This window comes from Giesbergeria sp. (assembly GCF_028686475.1).
Classification (GTDB): domain Bacteria; phylum Pseudomonadota; class Gammaproteobacteria; order Burkholderiales; family Burkholderiaceae_C; genus Simplicispira.
In genome coordinates this window covers 20,751-41,792 of record NZ_JAQUCA010000023.1, presented here as the reverse complement: position 1 = coordinate 41,792, position 21,042 = coordinate 20,751, and the positions used below count along the sequence as shown (strand labels likewise).

Genomic DNA, 21,042 nt, shown 5'->3' with positions numbered 1-21,042 from the left:
TAATCGAAGCTCCAACATTGCTTACAAGTGGTTCGAGATGCCTGAATTGCCAGAGGTAGAAGTTACGCGGCGCAGCTTTGCGTCGGCTATTGCCCAAGCGCACATTGTGGCGGCCCGCTTGGGCAAGCCTTTGCGTTGGCCTTTGGGTTGTGCGCCCGAAAATTTGGTCGGCCAACAGGTGTTGGCGGTGCGCCGACGCGGCAAATACCTGCTGATAGATTTAGACCGTGGCTTGTTGCTGCTGCACTTGGGCATGTCGGGTAGCTTGCGCTTTGCGGCCAGCTTGCCACCGCCCGGCGTGCATGACCATTTTGATTTGCACACCACGCAAGGTATATTGCGCCTGCACGACCCGCGCCGTTTTGGGGCTGTGGTCTATGCCCGCGATGAGCAAGACCCGATAGCACGCAAACTGCTGGGCCATTGGGGGCTAGAGCCGCTGTCAGAAGATTTCAGCGTGGCAGCATTCCAACAAGGGCTAAAAAACAGCCGCAGTGACATCAAACAAGTGTTGCTGGCGGGTAAAGTCGTGGTGGGTGTCGGTAACATTTATGCCAGCGAGGCCCTGTTTTTGGCCGGTATTTTGCCCACGGTGGCCGCATGCGATGTCAGCCCGCAACGGGTGCAACGCCTGCACAGTGCCATTGTGCAAGTACTCAACCAAGCACTAGAAACCGGCGGCAGCACCTTGCGTAACTTTAGCAATGCCGATGGCCAAAGCGGCCATTTTCAACAACAGGCCCAAGTTTACGGACGCGCGGGCCAGCCCTGTCATACTTGCGCTACCCCGGTGTGCATGGTGCGCCAAGGGCAGCGCAGCAGTTATTACTGTCCTAGTTGCCAACATGGCTAAATTTTTTGCCGCTGTCTGGTGCAGACAGCTTTTTAATCTCCAGGAATAAAGTGGGATCTTCATTCAACGACCAGTTTGAGCAGCATGGCCACTGGCGGCGTGCATTTGCCCAGCAGTTGAAGCAGCTGGCGCAATGGATGAACGCCCATGAGCTGATGGATGCCGCCGCGCAAGAGCGCCTACAACGGCTAGAGGCTCAAGTACGCTCCGACAAAATCATGGTGGCCTTTGTGGCCGAGTTTTCGCGCGGTAAATCCGAGCTGATTAACGCCATCTTTTTTGCCAAGTATGGGCGACGCATCATGCCAGCCAGTCCGGGGCGCACCACCATGTGCCCCACCGAGCTTGGCTACGATAGCACCGAGCCGCCCACTTTGCGCTTGTTGCCGATTGACACCCGTTTGCAAGCGTTAAGCCTGAGCGAGTGGCGGCTCAAGCGCGACACTTGGGTCATGCTGCCGCTGGACATCCACAACGCCGACCAAATTGCAGCCGCCATCGAGAAAGTGGCCCAAGTACGCAAGGTATCGGTACAAGATGCCCAAGCCTTGGGCTTTTGGAACGACGAGCTGCCCGAAGACAACCCCGCCCCCGATGCCCAAGGCCAAGTAGAAGTGCCGATGTGGCGCCACGCCATCATCAACATGCCGCACCCGCTGCTCAAAGATGGGCTGGTGATTTTGGACACCCCCGGCCTCAATGCCGTCGGGGCCGAGCCAGAACTGACGGTCAATTTAATTCCGCAGGCCCATGCGGTGGTGTTTATTTTGGGGGCCGATACCGGCGTGACGCGCTCCGATTTGGCGATTTGGCGCGAGCATCTGGCCAATCCGCAAGGCAGCAACGATGCCCGGCTGGTGGTGCTGAACAAGATTGACACCCTGTGGGATGCCCTCAACACCCCAGAGCTGGTGCGGGAGCAATTGCAGCGCCAATGTGCTACCTCGGCCCAATTGCTGGGCGTGGCCACCAGCCAAGTGTTGCCGGTATCGGCACAAAAAGGCTTGTTGGCCAAAATTACCAACGATGATGCCTTGCTGCAAGCCAGCGGCTTGCCCACCCTAGAGGCCGCCTTGGCCCACGGCATCATGGGGCAACGGCAAACCATTTTGCGTGCGGCAGTGGCGGCTGGAGTGGCCAATCTGAACACCGAAATGGGCCGCGTGTTCAACATCCGCCGCCGTGATTTAGATGACCAAATGCTAGAGCTACGCAGTTTGCGTGGCAAAAATGCCTCGGTGATTGAGTCGATGCGGAGCCGGATTGAACAAGAGCAAACCGAGTTCAATTTCAGCGCGGCCAAAATACAGGCAGTGCGTACCGTACACCTGAAATTGTTACAAGATGTGTTTCAGCAATTGGGGGCCAAAGCATTGAAAGAGCAGATGCGTGCTTTGGTCGATGCCTTGCAGCAAAAGGGCCTGAAGCTGGGGGTACGCAAGCAATACGCGCAAACCTTTGAACACCTGTGCGCCACCTTAGACGCCGCCCAAGCTGCCGCCACCGAAATCCAAGCCATGTTAGGGGGCACCTTCAGCCAGCTCAATTCCGAGTTTGGCTTCTCGCTGCAAGTACCGCCAGCACCGCGCATGGAGCAGTTTGCCACCGATTTATCGCGTATCCAAGAAAGCCACCTGCAATACCTGAGTTTGGGCAATGCCCTCAAATTGGCCAACCCTGATTTTGCCGAACGCTTGGGCCGGGCGCTGTTCATGCGCGTGCGCGCGGTGTTTGAATCGGCAGCCAATGATTTAGAGCTGTGGAGCAAAACCGCTACCGCCCAATTAGATGCCCAACTGCGCGAGCGGCGGCGCAGTTTTACCCGCCGCATCGAGGCCGTGGACCGCATCCAATCGGCCGCCAGTGGCTTGGTCGAGCGCATCACCGAAATCGAAGAAAGCGAGGCCACCTTGGCCCAATTAGAGCAACGCTTGCAAGCACACACCCAGCAATTGCTGGCACTGTCGGGTGCTGCCACTGAGGCAGCAGCGGCAGAAAGCGCAACCGCGCTGGCCCCTGCATGAGCAGTTTGGCCGATAAGGTAGTGGCTTGGCAGGCCGAGCATGGCCGCCAGCACCTGCCTTGGCAACAAACGCGCGACCCGTACCGCGTTTGGTTGTCCGAAATCATGTTGCAGCAAACCCAAGTCAGCACCGTGCTGGCTTACTACGAGCGCTTTTTAGCCCGTTTCCCCAACGTAGCCGCTTTGGCCGCCGCTTCGCAAGACGAGGTGTTGGCGCTATGGAGTGGTTTGGGCTATTACAGTCGGGCGCGCAATTTACACCGCTGCGCCCAAGTGGTATTGGCAGAGCATGGGGGGCAGTTTCCACGCACTGCGGCCCAGTTGGCAGAGTTACCGGGCATAGGGCGCTCCACTGCCGGAGCGATTGCAGCTTTTTGCTTTGCCGAGCGCGTGCCGATTTTGGATGCCAATGTGCGCCGCGTTTTAACGCGGGCACTGGGTTTTGCCGCCGATTTGGCCGTGGCCGCGCACGAGCGCCAATTGTGGGATGCCGCCCAAACCCTGTTGCCGACCCAGCAGTTGGATATGGCCATGCCACGCTATACCCAAGGGCTGATGGATTTGGGTGCCACGGTATGCTCAGTACGCAAACCCAGTTGCCTGCTCTGCCCCTTGAGCCGCGAATGCGTGGCCTTGGCCCAAGGCGCGCCCGAAAACTACCCCGTCAAAACACGCAAATTGCAGCGCCAAGCCCAATCGTGGTGGTTGCTGTGGTTGCAAGATGCCCAAGGACGGGTGTATTTGCAGCAGCGCCCCAACCAAGGCATTTGGGCTGGCTTGTATTGCTTGCCAGTGCATGAGTCCGCCGCTGCTGTCGCACAGCACCCAGCGTTACCACAAGCACGCACGGTAGAACACCTGCCCGCCTTCTTGCATGTACTCACGCACCGCGATTTACACCTGCACCCGGTGCGGGCCACACTGGCAAACACCGAAGCCCTTGACACTGCGAGTGGCAACTGGTTTAGCGCGGAACAATGGCCCCACTTGGGCCTGCCCGCCCCGATTCGCAAATTATTGACGGTGGATGCTTAAACACACCCACAGCCCCGGTTGATGAAGATACTGTTCGTTCACCCCTATTTTCCGGGGCCGTTTGCGGCATTAGCCGCCCATTTAGCCGCCGATGCCGCCCATACCGTACTGGCCTTGGTGGCAGCCCAGCCCGAGCCTGTGGCCACTTCGTGGCAGGGCGTAACTTTGGTAGCTTGCCCCACGCCACGCACAGCAGCCACCCCATTGCACCCGTGGTTGCAAGACCTGGAGCGCCAAACCCTGCGCGCCGAAGCCGCTTGCCAAGCCGCGCTGCAATTACAGGCACAGGGCTTTGCGCCCGATGTCATCATCGCGCACCCGGCTTGGGGTGACAGCCTGTTTTTGAAAGAAATCTGGCCACAGGCCAAGCTGGGCCTGTATGCCGAGCTGTTTTACCGCCCCGAGAGCATCGCTGCCGGTTTTGACCCCGAGTTTCCGGCCCCCGGCCCCCTGACGGGTGCAGCCTTGCGCCTAAAAAACCTACCGCACTGGCTGCATTGGCAAGAAATGGATGCCGCCTTCAGCCCGACGCAATGGCAAGCCGATAGCTTTAGCGCGGCCTTGTCGCCACAACAGCACATCAGCGTGATTCGGGACGGCATCGACACCCAAGCCCTGGCCCCCAAGCCCGACATCAGCCTGACACTCAATGAGCGCTTGGTGTTAAGCCGCGCCCAAGAAGTCGTCACCTTTGCCAGCCGCACGCTGGAGCCTTGCCGGGGCTTTCATATTTTTATGCGCTGCCTGCCGCAATTGTTGCGCTTGCGCCCCCAAGCGCACATCCTCATCGCTGGGGGCAGCGATGGCGGTTATGGCCCGCGCCCCGACAACGGCCAAAGCTGGCGCGAGTTGCTGGTGCAAGCGTTACAACCGCGCCTAGCCCCAGAGGATTGGGCGCGGGTGCGTTTTGTTGGGCGGGTGCCCCATGCCAGCTTGGTCGGCCTGTTGCAGCTGTCGAGCGTGCATGTCTATTGGAGTTATCCATTTGTGCTGGGCCGCAGCTTGCTAGAGGCCATGAGCGTCGGTTGCGCCATCGTCGGCAGCGACACCGCACCCGTGCGCGAAGTGCTACAACACGGCCATAACGGTTTATTGCTAGATTTTTTTGATAGCGCTGCTTTGGCACACACGGTGGCCGACTTGCTGGCCAATAGCGCACAGCGCCAGCGCTTGGGCGCACAGGCGCGGCAATGGGTGCAAACCCATGCCGACCTGCACCAAGTCACGTTGCCGCAACAACTGCAATGGGTGCAAACGCTGGCTGCTGGGGCCACTGAGACGGCAACACCCGCAACAACACCACCTGCGCCACCTGCACTGCTTCCGGCCAGCTTGCGCCAAGCCTTGGCAGAGTTGCGCGCCCTGCTCCAAGACGCAACGCCCTGAACTGGCTCAATCGTCGGCGCGCAAGGCTTGCAAAGCCGCTGCCACGTCTTGGACCGTAATGCCCTCCACTGGGGCCAGTTGGGCTGCTACATCGGCTAATGCGGCTTCACCCTGCTGTTGCAAGCGTGCAATGGTTTGGCCAGCCTCTTTGGGCGCGGCAAAGCCGGTGCTTTGCAACAACAAACGGCCATCAGCCGCCAGCAGTTTGAAGTAAAACTGCCCTTCGGTGTCGCGGTATTGCTTAAACGCAGGCTTGGCCACTTTGGCTGCCTTGGTGGGTGCAGCGCTGGCGACTTGCACCAAGCTACGCAGGCCCACGGCGTGGCGCAGTTCACGGATAAAGGGCGTAGCCAGCGCGCGGGCGCGCTCGGCTCCGGCCAGCAAGGTGCGCTCCATGCGTGCAGGGTCTGCAATCAATGTTTCATACTCGGCCCGCATCGGGGCAATCACTTGGTCCACGCGCTCTAGCAGCAGTTTTTTCGCATCGCCCCAGGCAATGCCATCGGCATAGGCTTGGCGCAGTGCGGCGGTCTCGGCCTCGGTGGCAAAGGCTTGGTAGATTTGGAACAAGGCCGAACCTTCTACTTCCTTCGGTTCGCCCGGCAGGCGCGAATCGGTCAGCAGGCCACCAATCAGTTTTTGCAACTGCGCGCGCGACGAAAACAGCGGAATCGTGTTGTCGTAGCTTTTGCTCATTTTGCGCCCATCCAAGCCGGGCAAAGTGGCAACGTTGTCATCGACTACCGCTTCGGGCAGCACAAAATGCTCGCCATACAGGTGGTTGAAACTGCTGGCCATGTCGCGCGCCATTTCGATGTGCTGGATTTGGTCGCGCCCCACCGGCACCTTGTTGGCCTTGAACATCAGAATGTCGGCCCCCATCAACACCGGGTACATGAACAAACCGGCCGTGACACCATCGTCTTGCTCGCGCCCAACGGCGGCATTTTTGTCTTGAGCGGCTTTGTAGGCATGGGCACGGTTGAGCAGGCCCTTGCCCGTGACGCAGGTAAGCAACCAAGTCAGCTCGGGGATTTCAGGAATATCCGACTGGCGGTAAAACGTCACCTGCTCCGGGTTCAGGCCCGCCGCCAACCAACTGGCGGCAATTTCCAGCGTAGAGCGCTGGATGCGCTGCGGGTCCTCACATTTGATAAGGGCGTGGTAATCGGCCAGAAAGTAAAAACTCTCGACACCGGGGCGATGGCTGGCCGCCACTGCTGGGCGGATTGAACCGACAAAATTGCCCAAATGGGGCGTGCCGGTGGTGGTAATGCCTGTCAAAAAGCGCGTGCTGCTCATCCGTTTGCGCGTGAAACCTCGGCACCGATGCCGGGGCGGTAAAGCGCAGAAAGCACAGCCTTCGGCGCTGTGGTGGCGTACCTGTCACGTCTATCTTTGCCACCGGTTGATGCCTTGGCGGCAAGCGTACCACGGCCTAGACTTCCACTCAATTTAAGGCACTATTCATCTATCTGGCCTACATTAGCTGGCATGACACAGCATTCTTCTCCTGTTTGGTCTTTTCTGAACTTGCGCGGCAAGGCTTGGGCTGCGCTGTTATGCGCTGGCACGCTGCTGGCGGCCATGCCGGCCCAAGCCAGCGCCCCGAAAGAAAAAGTGTTTTGTACCAACGCCCCACGCGCGCAATGGACATCCGAAGCGCAAGCGCGCGAGCGTTTTCGGGCGCAAGATTATGTGCTGGTGAAATACAAAGTCTCTAGCGGTAATTGCCACGAGTTTTATGCCGTCGATGCCCAAGGCACGGTGGTCGAAAGCTACCTGCACCCCATCACCGGCGAGACGGTACGCACCACGCGGGTGCCAGCACCAACGCCGGTCAAGCCTTGAGAAGGGCAAAAAACCGACACGAGGTCGGCTTTTTGGGCTTTTTTGAGGTGGCGCAAACGCCCTGAGGTCGCAAAACCGGCTTAACGCTCGTCAAAGCTGATGGTGACTTGCTCGCTGGTGGGGCGGGCTTGGCAGCTCAAAACAAAGCCTTGGGCGATTTCGTCGGCCTCTAGGGTGTAGTTTTTGTCCATCGTGACGGAGCCACACAGCACCTTGGCGCGGCAGGTGCAGCAGACACCGGCTTTGCACGAGAACGACAAATCCAGCCCGGCATCTAAGCCTACATCCAACACGCGCTCGGTCGAGGCCATCGTCATGTGGTGTTCGGTGCCGTCCACCACAATCGTCAGTTGCACCGTGCGCGCAGCCGAGGCTTTGGGCGCATCAATGCTCACCACTTGGGCACCGGCAGGGGCACCAGCGCTGAAGCGCTCGCTGTAGACGCGGTTGGCAGGCACACCGGACTCGACCAGGGTTTTTTCCACCGCATCCATCATCGGCTCGGGGCCGCAAATGAACACTTCGTCCATGCTCTTGACGGGCAAGAACGCGGCAATCAGGGCGCGCACTTTATCGCCATCAATCAAGCCTTGCAGCAAGTCCACTTCTTGCGCTTGGCTCGACAAGATGTGAATCATGGTGAAGCGACCAGCAAAGCGGTCTTTCAGGTCTTGCAGCGCTTCGTTGAACATGACGGTGGCCATGTTGCGGTTGCCATAGACCAAGGTGAACTTGGACTCGGGTTGCTCTTCTAGCGTGGTGGCGGCAATCGACAAAATCGGGGTAATGCCCGAACCACCAGCAAAACCGACGCGGTGGATGGCGCGCTGCTTCTTGACCACAAAGCGACCATCGGGGGTCATGACGTTGAGGCTATCGCCTGCCTTGATAGCCGTGGTAGCCCAGTTGGAAAACAGGCCGTTTTCTACCGCACGGATACCGACTTCAATCTCGCCCTTTTGCGTCAGGCGGCTACGCGGGCTGCTGATAGAGTAGTTGCGGCGCACATCTTGGCCGTTGATGGTGGCGCGCAAGGTTAAAAATTGGCCTGGCTCGAACGCAAAAGCCTCGCGCAGATTGGCCGGGATGTCAAAGGTGATGGCCACCGCACCAGCCGCTTCCGGGCTGACGCGCTTGACCTTGAGTTCATGGAAATGGGGGGCAGACATGCTGGCGTTTCCGGGTGGTGATAAGGTGTTAATACGGTTTGAAATAATCAAACGGTTCTTGGCAATCTAGGCATTTGTACAGCGCTTTGCAAGCGGTAGAGCCAAAATGCGAAGACTCTACGGTGTGGCTAGAACCACAATGGGGGCAGGGCACAGCGGGGGCGGACTCAGCCGCTCCGCGCACAAAACGCAACACGCTCTCGCCCGCTTCGCGCCCTGGGGTGCAGCTGTGGCCCGGCGGTGCAATGCCATAGGCGCGCAGCTTTTCTTTGGCAATCTCGGTCATCCAGTCGGTGGTCCAAGCGGGGGCCAATTGTGTGACGACCTTGGCCTGCAAGCCAGCAGCTTGCAGGGTGGCATTCACATCGTCTTCAATCTGGCCCATCGCGGGGCAGCCGCTGTAAGTGGGGGTGATAACCACCTCCAGCCCGTCGGCACCCTGACGCACATCGCGCAGGATGCCCAGTTCACGCAGCGACACTACCGGAATTTCCGGGTCGGCCAAGGTTTCTAGGGCAGCCCAAGCTGCCTGTATGGCATCGGCGGGGGTGACAACGGTGTTCATGGTGTTTTACCAGGTAGCGTTAGGATGGGCGCGGGCCAAACTTTGCATCTCGGTGAGCAAGAAGCCCAGATGCTCAGAGTGTAGGCCGTTCTTACCTTGGGTGACGTAGCCATCGGCGGAAGAACGCTTGAGGGTGGCTTGGGCCAAAGCATCATCGACCAAAGCATCCCATTGTGCGCGCAAGCTGGCCACATGGACGCCCACACCGGCGGCGACGGCAGCGCTTTCGATGCTGCTGTCAATCCAGAACTCTTGGGTGTAGGGCATCAGGTGGTCCAATGCGGCTTGCACGCGGGCGTGCGATTCGTCGGTGCCATCGCCCAAACGAATCAGCCAGTCGCGCGAGTGGCGCAGGTGGTAGCGCACCTCTTTGAGCGATTTGGCAGCAATCGCGGCCAATTGCTCGTCTTTGGACTGCTGCAAGGCTTCCCAGACCAGCACCATCAAGGCGCTGTAGAGGAAGTTACGCACGATGGTGGTGCCATAGTCCATATCGGTCTTGGCGTAACCCACCAAGGCGCTGTGGTGCGGCAGTTCCAGCAGGGTGTAGTTGCGGAAATCGGGTTCATTGCGGAAGTAGGCCAGCTTGTCCTCGGTGGCATCACCACCCAGTTCTTTCGCGGCCTGCTGGTAGAGCAAGCGCGCTTGGCCAATCAAGTCCAAGCTGACGTTGGCCAGCGCAATGTCTTCCTCAATCACGGGGCCGTGGCCGCACCATTCGGCGTTGCGCTGGCCCAGCACTACGGCGTTATCGGCCAAGTGCAACAGGTAGTTGGCGGTTGCGCTCATGATTACATGTGCCCCACTTCTTCGGGAATTTCGTAGAAGGTCGGGTGGCGGTAGATTTTGTCAGCCGCTGGGTCAAACAGCTCGCCCTTGTCGTCGGGGTTGCTGGCTGTGATTTGGGCCGAAGGAATCACCCAGATGCTCACGCCTTCTTGGCGGCGGGTGTACATGTCGCGTGCCATTTGCAGCGCGTGCTGAGGGTCCGAGGCGTGCAGGCTACCGCAGTGCTTGTGGTCCAAGCCTTGCTTGCTGCGAACAAAAACTTCCCACAGGGGCCAATCTTTCAGTGCGGGGGTGCTCATGCTGCTTCCTTCATTGCGCGTTGTTGCTGTTTACGGGCGTGGGCCAGGGCGGCATCGCGCACCCATTGGCCGTCGTTGTGCGCTTTCACGCGGGTCGAGAGACGCTCTTTGTTGCACGGGCCGTTGCCGTTGACCGTGTTCCAGAATTCGTCCCAATCGATTTGGCCGTAGTCGTAGTGACCACGTTCTTCATTCCACTTCAGGTCGGGGTCGGGCAGGGTGACACCCAATACCTTGGCCTGAGGCACAGTGGCATCGATAAATTTTTGGCGCAGGTCATCGTTAGAGACACGCTTGATACCCCAACGCATGGCTTGCGCGCTGTGCGGGCTGTCGGCATCGGGCGGGCCAAACATGGCCAAGCACTTCCACCAGTAACGGTTGACGGCATCTTGCACCATCGCTTTTTGCTCGTCGGTGCCCTTCATCATCACCAGCAGGGCTTCGTAGCCTTGGCGTTGGTGGAACGATTCTTCCTTGCACACGCGAATCATGGCGCGCGAGTAAGGGCCATAAGAGCAGCGGCACAGCGGCACTTGGTTCATGATGGCAGCGCCATCGACCAGCCAGCCAATCGTGCCTACGTCGGCCCAATTGAGCGTGGGGTAGTTGAAGATGGAGCTGTATTTGGCCTTGCCCGAATGCAGGGCATCCAGCAAATCGGCGCGGCTCACGCCCAAGGTTTCGGCAGCGCTGTACAGGTACTGGCCGTGACCGCCTTCGTCTTGCACCTTGGCAATCAAAATGGCTTTGCGCTTCAAGCTGGGGGCGCGGCTAATCCAGTTGCCTTCGGGCAGCATCCCCACGATTTCGCTGTGGGCGTGCTGGCTGATTTGGCGTACCAGCGTTTTGCGGTAGGCATCGGGCATCCAGTCTTGCGGCTCGATGCGGCCATCGGAATCGATGCGCGCATCAAATTTGGCCATCAATTCTGCTGGCTCGGCAGGTGCCACAGCTTTGATGTGTTTTTGGCCGGGCTCATCCGGCACACTGAACGATTGCGTGTACATGGCGATTAACTCCTTGAAGGTTGAGGCCAATACGGTGGGGAAAAAATCAGAGCAACCAAGCGGGCGTGCGCTTTTCTAAAAAAGCGCTGATGCCGTCTTTGGCTTCGCTGGTGGCACGCTGGCGGGCAATGCGCTGGGCGGTTTCTTCGCTGACGGCATCGTCAATCGGGTGGCCAGCGACGGCAGCAATCAAATCTTTGGCGGCTTTTTGGGCCAGTGGTGCGCCCACAATCAGCGGCTCAATCAGGGCGGCGATGGTGGTATCCAACTGCTCGCGCTCGCATACTTCGGTTACCAAGCCCATCGCCAAGGCGCGCTGGGCCGAGAAGCGCTCGCCACTTTGGAAGTAGCGCAGTGCATGGCGCGGCCCAATGGCGCGCAGCACATAGGGGCTAATCACCGCCGGGATGATGCCGAACTTGACTTCGGAGGTGGCAAAGCTGGCATCACTGCTGGCCACGGCCATATCGCAAGCGGCGGCCAAGCCGGTGCCGCCGCCCAAAGCAGCCCCTTGTACGCGGGCTACGGTGGGCTTGGACATGCCCGACAAGGCGCGCAACATGTGGGCAAACTTGCGCGCATCGGCGCGGTTTTCTTCCTCGGTGAAGGCCGATGCGCGCTTCATCCAGTTCAAATCGGCACCGGCTGAAAAATGCTTGCCACGGCCAGCCAACACCACCACGCGCACCGAGGCATCGGCATCCAGTTCGGCGCAGGCCGCGCCCAAGTCGGTAATCAGTTGTTCGTCAAAGGCGTTGAACACATCGGGACGGTCCATCCAGATGGTGGCGACGCGGTCTTGGCGCTCAATGCTCAGGGTTTGGTACATGGTGAAGGTGGCTCGTGGTCAAAATTTTTCAGGGGTTTATTGCTGCAACAGGCTCCATTTGCCATCCTTGACTTCCAACAGGCGGAAGGCGGTCAGGTTCAGGCCCATGTGGTCGGTGGCCGACATATTGAAGGTGCCGCTGGTGGCCACAAAGCCTTTGGTGGCTTCGAGGGCATCGCGCACCTTGGCCTTGTCGGTGCCATTGGCACGCTTCATGGCATCTACCGTCAGCATCAAAGCGTCGTAGGCGTAACCGCCAAAGGTGGATACGTCAGACTTGTAGCGCGTTTTGTAGGCCAAGTCGTAAGCCGCTACCACGGGCTTTTGGGGGTCGCTGGCGGGCAGTTGCTCCGGAATCAACTGGGCTGGCGAGGGCAGGCGCACACCTTCAGCTGCTGGGCCAGCCAGCTTCAGGAACTCGTCCGAGGCCACACCGTGCGATTGGTACAGCGGCAGGTTCACACCCAACTGCTTGTAGTTCTTGGTCACGATAGCTGGCCCTTGGCCCAAACCAAACACAAACACAGCTTGCACACCGGCTGTGTTCTTGATTTTGGTCAGCTGGGGACTCATGTCGGTGTCTTTGGGGCCGTAGGTTTCGTTGGCCACCAAAGTAATGCCGTATTTAGCGGCCACAGCTTCGGTTTCTTTTTTGCCCGACTGGCCAAAACCGGAAGTTTCCGACAGCAGCGCTACCTTGGTCAGGTTGCGCTTTTTCATGTCTTCAAACACTTTTTCAGCAGCCATGCGGTCGGTGTGGGGGGTCTTGAACACCCATTTCTTGACCGGCTCCGTAATCACCACGGCACCAGCCAAGGAGATAAAGGGCACTTCGGCCTTCATGACCAGCGGCACCATCGACATGGTGGCACCGGTGGTGGTGCCGCCAATCACGACATCGACCTTGTCGTTGTCAATCAGGCGCTTGGTGAAGCCGTTGGCCTTGTTGGCATCGCTGCCATCGTCGTAATGCACCAGTTCCAACTGACGCCCCAACACGCCGCCCTTTTTGTTCAGGTCTTCGACGTACATTTGCAGGGTTTTCAGCTCAGGGTCACCCAAGAAGGCCGCGGGGCCGGTAACGGACAGCACGGCACCGATTTTGATCGGGTCAGCCGCCTGTGCCATCAAAGCACCCAGAGCCAGCGTAGCGCCGATGGCGATTTGCTTGAGTTGAAATTTCATTACTTTGTCTCCTAGTGAATAAGCTTTTGTTTATAACGCTCAAACGCGCTCGATAACCATTGCAATACCTTGGCCCACGCCAATGCACATGGTGCAAAGTGCGTAGCGGCCACCCCGGCGGGCGAGTTCGTAACTGGCGGTGGTGACCAAACGGGCGCCACTCATACCCAGCGGGTGGCCCATTGCAATCGCGCCGCCGTTGGGGTTGACGTGGGCGGCATCGTCGGGCAAGCCCAAATCACGCAACACCGCCAAGGCTTGGGCGGCAAAAGCTTCATTCAGCTCAATTACGTCCATTTGCGCCAGCGTCAGGCCGGTTTGTGCCAGCACTTTGCGGACTGCCGGAGCCGGGCCAAAGCCCATGATGCGCGGAGCCAGGCCCGCCGTCGCCATGCCGACCACACGGGCGCGTGGGGTCAAGCCATAACGCTTTGCCGCATCTTCGGAGGCCAACAGCAGGGCGCAAGCGCCATCGTTCACACCCGAGGCATTGCCAGCAGTCACGCTCAAATCGGGGCCGTTCACACCTTTGAGCTTGGCCAGCATCTCTAGCGTGGTTTCGGGGCGCGGATGCTCGTCGGTGGTCACGACCAGCGGGTCGCCCTTTTTGCGCGGGATGGTGACGGACACCAACTCATCGGCAAAACGACCAGCGGCGTTGGCAGCGCCCCAACGTTGTTGTGAACGCAAGGCAAAGGCATCTTGGTCGGCACGGCCAATTTGGAACTCTGCGGCCACGTTGTCGGCCGTTTGCGGCATCGAGTGGGTGTCGTAGAGCTTCTTCATCAAGGGATTGGGAAAGCGCCAGCCGATGGTGGTGTCATAGACCACGTTGCTACGGCTGAAAGCGCTATCGGCCTTGGGCATGACGAAGGGGGCGCGGCTCATGCTTTCCACGCCACCAGCAACCATCAAACTGGCTTCACCGGCCTTGATAGAGCGGGCAGCCAAACCAATGGCATCCATACCAGAGCCGCACAGGCGGTTGACGGTGGTGCCGGGCACTTGCACCGGCAGGCCAGCCAACAGGCCAGACATGCGCGCCACGTTGCGGTTGTCTTCACCGGCTTGGTTGGCACAGCCGTAGATGATGTCATCCACAGCGGGCCAGTCCACTTGGGGGTTGCGCTCCATCAGCGCCTTGAGCGGAACAGCGCCCAAATCATCGGCACGCACCGAAGACAGTGCGCCACCGTAACGGCCAATGGGGGTGCGGATAGCGTCGCAAATAAAGGCTTGGGTCATGCAGTTTCTCCTCAGGCTTGCTTAGGACGCTCGTCGAACACACGGCGGGCTTTGCCGGTCAGGGTGCGCGGCAAGGCATTGGCCTCAAACACGTTCACCTTGGTCGAGATGCCAACGATGGTCTTGATATGGTGTTGCAGCTCTTTGGCGACCTGTTGGATGTCAGCTGGGCTGAGTTGGCCGCTCAGGCTTTGTTGCAGTTCGCAGCGGATTTCTACGTTGTCCAAGTGGCCGTCGCGGCTCAGGTGGATTTGGTAGTTGCCCGACAAACGGTTGTCACGCAGGATTTGCTCTTCCACTTGGGTGGGGAAAACGTTGACACCGCGCACAATCAGCATGTCGTCCGAACGACCGGTAATCTTGCCCATACGGCGGAACGAACGCGCTGTGGGTGGCAACAGGCGGGTCAAATCGCGCGTGCGGTAGCGGATAACGGGGAAGGCTTCTTTGGTCAGCGAGGTAAACACCAGTTCGCCCAGTTCACCATCGGGCAACACTTCGCCGGTGTCGGGGTTGATGATTTCGGGGTAGAAATGGTCTTCCCAAATCACCGGGCCGTCTTTGGTCTCGATGCACTCGCAGGCCACGCCCGGCCCCATCACTTCGGTCAGGCCGTAGATGTCGATAGCGTCAATGCCGAGTTTTTTCTCAATTTCGGCGCGCATCCCTTCGCCCCAAGGCTCGGCACCAAAAATACCCACTTTGAGCGAGATTTCTTCGGGCTTGATGCCTTGGCGTTCAAACTCTTCGGCAATCACCAGCGAGTACGAGGGCGTAACCATGATGGCATCGGGCTTGAAGTCCATGATTTGCTGGACTTGCTTTTCGGTTTGGCCACCAGACATAGGCACGGCGGTGCAACCCAAGCGTTCAATACCAAAGTGGGCGCCCAAACCGCCGGTAAACATACCGTAGCCATAGGAGTTCTGCACCATATCACCGGGGCGTACACCGGCAGCACGCAAAGAGCGGGCAGCCAAGTCGGCCCAGTTGTCGGCATCTTGCCGGGTGTAACCCACCACAATGGATTTGCCAGTGGTGCCGCTGGAGGCGTGCAGACGAGCAATTTTTTGGCGCGGCACGGCAAACAGGCCAAACGGGTAGTGGTCGCGCAAGTCCAACTTGGTCATGAAGGGGAACTTGGCCAAATCGGCCAGCGTCTTCAGGTCATCGGGGTGTACGCCCTTGGCCAGGCACTTTTCACGGTAAGGGGCCACGTTGTCGTAGGTGTGGCGCACCGACCATTTCAGGCGTTCGAGTTGCAGCGCAGAGATTTCATCACGGCTGGCGGTTTCGATGGGTTCCAAATCACCTGGAGCGGGTTGCTTGACGGTCATGGATTGGTCTCTTTCATCCAGAATTTTTTACAAAAGGGGCTGCAAGATGGCGCTGGCGCTCAATCTTGTGTGGCAAAGCTGGCAGTCACTTCGCCTTTGATACGGTAACTCTTGCCACGGAACAGCGCTACGGTTTTTCCACCTACGACGCTCACGGTGACGTCATAAACGCCGGTGCGACCGGCAGCGGAGCGCTCTACGGCCACGGCTTCAAGCACATCACCCTCACGCGCTGGCGAGAGAAAATCAATATGGCAGGCCGAGGCCACGGTGTTGAGGTTGTAGCTATTGCAGGAATAGGCAAAGGCGGTATCGGCCAGCGCAAAAATCATCCCACCGTGGCAAATGTGGTGGCCATTGACCATATCGGGGCGCACCGCCATACGCAGGGTAGCTTGGCCCGGCGTGACCGAGAGACGCTCCATGCCCAAGGCTTGGGCGGTAGCATCGCGCTGCCACATGGCATCGCTGGCGGCCGTAGCCAATTCTTGGGGGGTCAAGGCAGAGGTATCAACTTCAGACATGGAGGGTGCTTCCGGCATAAACGGCTTGCTGAATCAGCGGCGAGACGCGGTAGCGGTCTTCACCGTAGAACTGGCCTAAATTCTTCAGGACGGCATGGATTTGTGCCACGCCCACCGCATCGGCCCAAGCCAACGGGCCGCAGGGGTAATTGACACCCAAGCGCATGGCGGCATCGGCACCGCGCACATCGCACACGCCTTGGTTGACGGCATCGGCGGCCTCGTTGGCCAACATGGCCACGGTACGCATCACCGCCAAACCGGGCACATCGTTGAACTGCGACACCGCCCAACCAGCGGCTTGCAGCAAACCGACTGCGGCATCGCGTGCCACGCTGGAGGTTTGGCGGGCTACGGCCACGGCCAAGCGGGTGGCTTTGCCATAGTCCAAGGCCAAATCGACCAACACGGTGTTGGCAACGCCGCTGGCTTGGGCGCGCTGGGTGGCAGTGCGGCCATCGGTTTGGTACAACACCGCCTCGGCAGCTTCGGCCACGCGGCCATCGGCAGCCTCGGCAGCTTGGCTGAAGGCAAGCCCAGCAGCTTGCAAGCGGCTGGCCAAGGCTTGCGCCAGCGCCGTGTTGCCATACACCGTGATTTGCGCTGGTGCGGTGCAAGCAGCAGCGGTTTGTGCGGCGGGGCGTTCAGCGCCAGCGGCATAGCTGTAAAAACCCCGGCCTGTTTTGCGCCCCAAGAAACCCGCATCGACCAACTCTTGCTGAATCAGCGAGGGCAAGAAACGCTGGTCGTTAAAGAAAGCATTCCAGACCGAACGGGTAACGGCAAAGTTGACATCGTGGCCAATCATGTCCATCAGTTCAAATGGCCCCATGCGGAAACCACCGGCCTCACGCACCACGGCATCGATGGTGGCGCAATCAGCGGCACCCTCGTGTACCAGACGCAAACCTTCGGCGTAGAACGGACGCGCCACCCGGTTCACGATGAAGCCGGGGGTTGATTTGGCATGTACTGGCGTTTTGCCCCACGCGGCGGCGGTGGCAAACAGCGTCTCGGCCACCGCAGGCTCGGTAGCCAAGCCGGACACTACCTCGACCAGCGCCATCAACGGGGCTGGATTGAAGAAGTGCAGCCCAGCCAAACGACCGGCATTTTGCAAACCAGCGCCAATGGCGGTGACAGAAATAGACGAGGTGTTGGTACCAAAAATGCAATGTGCACCCACCACGGCTTCCAAATCACGGAACAGGGCGCGCTTGACTTCGAGGTTTTCGACAATCGCCTCGACCACCAAACCAGCATCGGCCAATTGGGCTACGCTCTCCACTGCTTGGAGGCGCTCACCAGCAGCGCGGGCTGCATCGGCTGTCATCTTGCCTTTGTCGGCCAGCTTGTTCAGTTGGGCGCGGATACCCTCGACGGCTTGTTGCGCCGCACCGGGGCGGTTGTCTAACAAGCGCACCGGGTGGCCAGCAACAGCAGCCACTTGGGCAATGCCCGCACCCATTGCGCCGGTGCCAATCACCGCTACCACAGCGGACAGGGGAAGTGCATTCACGGCCATGCTCATGCTCCGGTAAAGCGTGGAGCACGCTTTTCCAAGAAGGCGGCCACGCCTTCGACATAGTCGCTGCTGCGGCCCATTTCGCGCATCAACATGCCTTCGAGCGTGAGTTGTTGCTCTAGCGTGTTGGTTTGTGCCGCTTGCATGGCTTGGCGGGTACGCACCAAGGCCTTGGTGGGCATGGCGGCCAGTTGTTCGGCCAGCTTTTGCACATTTTCGGCAAAGGCATCCTCAGCCACGGCTTCCCAAATCAGGCCCCACTCGGCAGCCTTGGCCGCGGGCAATTTGTTCCCCATCATGGCCAAGCCCAAAGCACGGGCATGACCAATGCGTTGCGGCACCAACCAAGAGCAGGCGGTATCAGGAATCAGGCCAATCTTGGCAAACGGCAACATGAACGAGGCTACTTGGCTGGCAATCACCATATCGCAAGCCAGCGCCAAGCTGGCCCCAGCGCCAGCAGCTACGCCATTGACAGCCGCCACGGTCGGCACGCGCAAGTTGGCCAAACGCAGGATGAGTGGCTTGTAATGGCGCTCGACCACATCGCCCAAATCGGGCGGGGTTTCGCCGGGCACAAAGCGCACTTCGGCATCGGCCAGGTCTTGGCCCGCACAGAAGCCCCGGCCTGCGCCGGTCAGTACCAACACGCGCACGGCGGGGTTGGTTTGGATACTGTCTAAGGCATCGCGCAACTCGGCGTGCATGGCCGCGTTAAAGCTGTTCATTTTGTCCGGACGGTTCAGCGTCAGGCGGGCCATGCCGCTCTCGCTGACCTCGAACAGAATATGTTGATAAGCCATCGCTGCGACTCCTTAAACGTGGTAACGGCGTTGCACCACGCGGAAGCGGTTGGCGACAAAGGCCGAATCCGCATACGAGGCGTTGGCGGCTGGGTTGCCGCCGGTGCCGTGGTAATCCGAGAAGGCGCTGGACTGGTTGACGAACACGCCGCTGGTCAGGTTGATAGACAGCGCCACCTTGCCGCGCCAAGTGGCTTCGGTCATCGCGTCAATCACTTCTTGGCGCGTGGAATACAGACCCACCGTCAAAGCGCCATGCTCGCGCACCACGCGCTCCGACAGGGCGATACCGGCGGCGGTATCGGCCACCTTGACGACAAAGCTGATGGGGCCAAAGCGCTCTTCCATGTAGGCGGCTTCGTCCGACGCATCGCAAGCCAGCAGCACGGGGGTACGCACTTGGGCGGCGGGGAAGTCGGGGTTGCTCAGGTTTTGCGAAGCCAGCACTACGGTGCCCAATTCGCCACTGTTGGCATAGGCCACGCGCTCGGTGGTGGCATCAGATTGCATCGCGCCCAGCACCGCAAAGGCGACTTCGGGCTTGGACAGGAAGCGGGTAATGGCCTTACCCAAATCGGCGCACACTTCGTCGTAAGTTTTGTGGCCTTCGTCGGTGTCGATACCGCCAGCGGGCACAAAAATAGCCTGCGAGGTGGTACACATTTGACCGGAATACAGCGACAGCGTGAACGCCAAGTTGCCCAACATGGCTTTGTAAGCGTTGGTCGAGTCAATGACGATGTTGTTCACACCGGCCAGCTCGGCATAGACTTGGGCTTGCTTGCAGTTGTCAATCAGCCACTGACCAAACACATTGCTGCCGGTAAAGTCCACCGATTTAACGCTGGGGTGTGTGGCCAAGGCTTGGGTGGTGCTGCGCTTGTCCGTCACGCACAAGGTGACCAAGTTGGGGTCGATGCCGTTTTCCGCCAGCACGGCACGGATGGTACGCACGGTAATGGCAGCGGGCAAAATGGAATTGCTGTGCGGCTTGATGATGACGGCATTGCCGGTGGCCAGCGTGGCAAATACGCCCGGATAGGTGTTCCAAGTGGGGAAGGTGCCGCAACCGACCACCAAACCAACGCCACGGCCTACCACTTCAAAATGCTTCTTCATCACCAAGGCGGGATTTTTGCCTTGGGGCTTTTCCCAAGTGGCTTCGGCCGGGACAAAACTTTGTTCGCGCCAAGCGTAGGCCACCGCCTCTAAGCCACGGTCTTGGGCATGGGGGGCACCGGCTTGGAAGGCCATCATCCAGCCTTGGCCGGTGGTCATCATCACGGCGTGGCCGATTTCAAAGCTTTGGCGGTTCAGACGCGCCAGAATTTCCAAGCAAATGCTGGTGCGGCCTGCGGCGCCCACGGCTTGCCAGCCTTTCATGGCGGCCAAACCGGCATCAATCAGGGCTTCGTGGTCGCACAGCGGGTAGCGCACGTTCAAGGCACCGGCGTAAGGCGAAACCTCGTTGCCCGTCCAGCCATCTTGGCCGGGTTGGTTGAGTTCAAAATTTTGGCCCAAATGGGCTTCGTAAGCACGCTTGCCCTCTTCAGCAGCCGTCTCGCCATAGGCTTTGGGGCTGGGCATCTCAGTGTAGGGCGACCAGTAGCCACGGGTGGCAATGGCTTGCAAAGCACCATCGAGGGTGGCGCGGTGTTGTTCAAACAAAGGATGGGACATGCTTTTTCCAAAGAGATACGGCTGAAACTTGCAGGCAAAACAGCGAAGCCAGCGCTGCTTTGCTCGACGACAAGCAACACACAGTTTTCACGGCAACAGAAAAAAGTGTATCACTTAAAAAAAGATTTTGCTTAGAGGGAAAACCTTAATACGATAAACATCTAGGGCAAAAAATAAATTTTTATGTCACATACCCAGGTAGGCAGCGCGCACCTGCTCGTTATGGATGAGGTCTTGGCCGGTGCCGGTCAGGGTGATTTCGCCCGTCTCTAGCACATAGCCCCGGTCGGCCAGCGCCAGTGCGGCAAAAGCGTTTTGTTCGGCCAAGATGATGGTCATGCCCTGCGCCTTGAGCGCCTTGACCACGTTGAACACTTCTTGCACCAGCAGCGGGGCCAAACCCATCGACGGCTCATCCAGCAGCAGCAGCTTGGGGCGGCCCATCAGGGCGCGGCCAATCGCCAGCATTTGCTGCTGCCCGCCCGACAAAGTGCCAGCGGGCAGCTTGCGCTTTTCTTTCAAAATCGGAAACATGGCATAGACTTTTTCCAAGTCTTCGGGTACTTGCTGCTTGGGCTGGGTGTAAGCACCCAGCAGCAGGTTGTCCTCAATCGCCAGTGGGCCAAACACTTGGCGCCCTTCTGGGCTTTGGCAAATACCCCGGCGCATCCGCTGGTCAGCGCGCACTTTGGAGATGTCTTCGCCATCAAACCAAATTTGCCCCGCGCCCATTGGTTGTACGCCCGACAAGGTACGCAGGAAAGTGGTTTTGCCCGCACCGTTGGCCCCCACCAGCGCGACGGTTTCGCCCCGGTGGATTTCTAAATTCAGCCCCTTGAGCGCCTTGATACGGCCATAGCTGCTCTCTAAGCCTGTGACTTTGAGCAGCACATCGCCGCCGCTGGCGGGCATGGGGGTTTTTAATACGCCGCCG

The 21,042-nt window shown here is 59.3% G+C and carries 20 protein-coding genes; 5 read left to right on the top strand and 15 right to left on the bottom strand.

Annotated features, from left to right (window positions below):
- Positions 1 to 37 precede the first annotated feature (37 nt).
- From mutM to PHX60_RS13250, 4 genes are read left to right on the top strand one after another with little or no spacing between them, the layout of a single operon-like run.
- Positions 38 to 853 (top strand): bifunctional DNA-formamidopyrimidine glycosylase/DNA-(apurinic or apyrimidinic site) lyase, encoded by an 816-nt coding sequence (mutM, locus tag PHX60_RS13265; protein ID WP_300078597.1) that lies wholly within the window; start codon positions 38 to 40, stop codon positions 851 to 853.
- A gap of 50 nt (positions 854 to 903) precedes the next feature.
- Entirely contained in the window at positions 904 to 2,877 is a 1,974-nt protein-coding gene (locus PHX60_RS13260; RefSeq protein ID WP_300078573.1) for a dynamin family protein, read from the top strand.
- Positions 2,874 to 3,911, top strand: a complete 1,038-nt coding sequence (mutY, locus tag PHX60_RS13255) for an A/G-specific adenine glycosylase (protein ID WP_300078570.1) — start codon at positions 2,874 to 2,876, stop codon at positions 3,909 to 3,911. Before PHX60_RS13260 ends, mutY begins: the two co-directional genes overlap by 4 nt.
- A 21-nt stretch (positions 3,912 to 3,932) precedes the next feature.
- On the top strand, positions 3,933 to 5,297 hold the full coding sequence (locus tag PHX60_RS13250; protein ID WP_300078568.1) for a glycosyltransferase: 1,365 nt from the start codon (positions 3,933 to 3,935) through the stop codon (positions 5,295 to 5,297).
- A 6-nt stretch (positions 5,298 to 5,303) separates the two neighbouring features.
- On the opposite strand, the gene PHX60_RS13245 is transcribed toward PHX60_RS13250, so the two are convergent.
- Positions 5,304 to 6,599 carry a tryptophan--tRNA ligase gene (locus PHX60_RS13245; RefSeq protein WP_300078566.1) on the bottom strand — a complete coding sequence of 432 codons (1,296 nt, stop codon included), beginning with the start codon at positions 6,597 to 6,599 and terminating at the stop codon, positions 5,304 to 5,306.
- A gap of 192 nt (positions 6,600 to 6,791) precedes the next feature.
- Between PHX60_RS13245 and PHX60_RS13240 the strand changes: the two genes are divergently transcribed.
- Entirely contained in the window at positions 6,792 to 7,148 is a 357-nt protein-coding gene (locus PHX60_RS13240; protein WP_300078564.1) for a PepSY domain-containing protein, read from the top strand.
- Positions 7,149 to 7,228: 80 nt separating this feature from the next.
- Here the strand turns inward: PHX60_RS13240 and PHX60_RS13235 are convergent, their stop codons facing one another.
- The 14 genes from PHX60_RS13235 to PHX60_RS13170 all read right to left on the bottom strand — a co-directional run bounded on the left by PHX60_RS13235 (position 7,229) and on the right by PHX60_RS13170 (position 21,020).
- Positions 7,229 to 8,317 carry a 2Fe-2S iron-sulfur cluster-binding protein gene (locus tag PHX60_RS13235; protein ID WP_300078562.1) on the bottom strand — a complete coding sequence of 363 codons (1,089 nt, stop codon included), beginning with the start codon at positions 8,315 to 8,317 and terminating at the stop codon, positions 7,229 to 7,231.
- Between the two features lie 28 nt (positions 8,318 to 8,345).
- Positions 8,346 to 8,882 (bottom strand): 1,2-phenylacetyl-CoA epoxidase subunit PaaD, encoded by a 537-nt coding sequence (paaD, locus tag PHX60_RS13230; RefSeq protein ID WP_300078560.1) that lies wholly within the window; start codon positions 8,880 to 8,882, stop codon positions 8,346 to 8,348.
- A gap of 6 nt (positions 8,883 to 8,888) precedes the next feature.
- Positions 8,889 to 9,671: a 1,2-phenylacetyl-CoA epoxidase subunit PaaC gene (paaC, locus tag PHX60_RS13225; protein ID WP_300078558.1), complete on the bottom strand. Its 783-nt coding sequence runs from the start codon at positions 9,669 to 9,671 to the stop codon at positions 8,889 to 8,891.
- 2 nt (positions 9,672 to 9,673) lie between these two features.
- On the bottom strand, positions 9,674 to 9,970 hold the full coding sequence (gene paaB, locus PHX60_RS13220) for a 1,2-phenylacetyl-CoA epoxidase subunit PaaB (protein WP_300078556.1): 297 nt from the start codon (positions 9,968 to 9,970) through the stop codon (positions 9,674 to 9,676).
- A complete protein-coding gene (gene paaA / locus PHX60_RS13215) occupies positions 9,967 to 10,980 on the bottom strand; it encodes a 1,2-phenylacetyl-CoA epoxidase subunit PaaA (RefSeq protein ID WP_300078554.1) in 1,014 nt (337 codons plus the stop codon). The genes paaB and paaA overlap by 4 nt, the downstream gene beginning before the upstream one ends.
- A 46-nt stretch (positions 10,981 to 11,026) precedes the next feature.
- Positions 11,027 to 11,809 (bottom strand): enoyl-CoA hydratase/isomerase family protein, encoded by a 783-nt coding sequence (locus PHX60_RS13210; protein WP_300078552.1) that lies wholly within the window; start codon positions 11,807 to 11,809, stop codon positions 11,027 to 11,029.
- A 36-nt stretch (positions 11,810 to 11,845) separates the two neighbouring features.
- A complete protein-coding gene (locus PHX60_RS13205; protein ID WP_300078550.1) occupies positions 11,846 to 12,994 on the bottom strand; it encodes an ABC transporter substrate-binding protein in 1,149 nt (382 codons plus the stop codon).
- Between the two features lie 39 nt (positions 12,995 to 13,033).
- Positions 13,034 to 14,239: a 3-oxoadipyl-CoA thiolase gene (gene pcaF, locus PHX60_RS13200; RefSeq protein ID WP_300078548.1), complete on the bottom strand. Its 1,206-nt coding sequence runs from the start codon at positions 14,237 to 14,239 to the stop codon at positions 13,034 to 13,036.
- A gap of 11 nt (positions 14,240 to 14,250) precedes the next feature.
- Positions 14,251 to 15,576 (bottom strand): phenylacetate--CoA ligase PaaK, encoded by a 1,326-nt coding sequence (paaK, locus tag PHX60_RS13195; RefSeq protein WP_300078547.1) that lies wholly within the window; start codon positions 15,574 to 15,576, stop codon positions 14,251 to 14,253.
- A gap of 59 nt (positions 15,577 to 15,635) precedes the next feature.
- Positions 15,636 to 16,100, bottom strand: a complete 465-nt coding sequence (gene paaI, locus PHX60_RS13190; protein ID WP_300078545.1) for a hydroxyphenylacetyl-CoA thioesterase PaaI — start codon at positions 16,098 to 16,100, stop codon at positions 15,636 to 15,638.
- Positions 16,093 to 17,625, bottom strand: a complete 1,533-nt coding sequence (gene paaH, locus PHX60_RS13185; RefSeq protein WP_300078543.1) for a 3-hydroxyacyl-CoA dehydrogenase PaaH — start codon at positions 17,623 to 17,625, stop codon at positions 16,093 to 16,095. Before paaH ends, paaI begins: the two co-directional genes overlap by 8 nt.
- 2 nt (positions 17,626 to 17,627) lie before the next feature.
- Entirely contained in the window at positions 17,628 to 18,428 is an 801-nt protein-coding gene (paaG, locus tag PHX60_RS13180) for a 2-(1,2-epoxy-1,2-dihydrophenyl)acetyl-CoA isomerase PaaG (protein WP_300078540.1), read from the bottom strand.
- Between the two features lie 12 nt (positions 18,429 to 18,440).
- The gene (gene paaN / locus PHX60_RS13175) at positions 18,441 to 20,108 is read right to left on the bottom strand and encodes a phenylacetic acid degradation protein PaaN (protein WP_300078538.1); all 1,668 of its coding nucleotides are present in this window, start codon (positions 20,106 to 20,108) and stop codon (positions 18,441 to 18,443) included.
- 186 nt (positions 20,109 to 20,294) lie between these two features.
- On the bottom strand, positions 20,295 to 21,020 hold the full coding sequence (locus tag PHX60_RS13170; protein WP_366144389.1) for an ABC transporter ATP-binding protein: 726 nt from the start codon (positions 21,018 to 21,020) through the stop codon (positions 20,295 to 20,297).
- Positions 21,021 to 21,042: the final 22 nt, after the last annotated feature.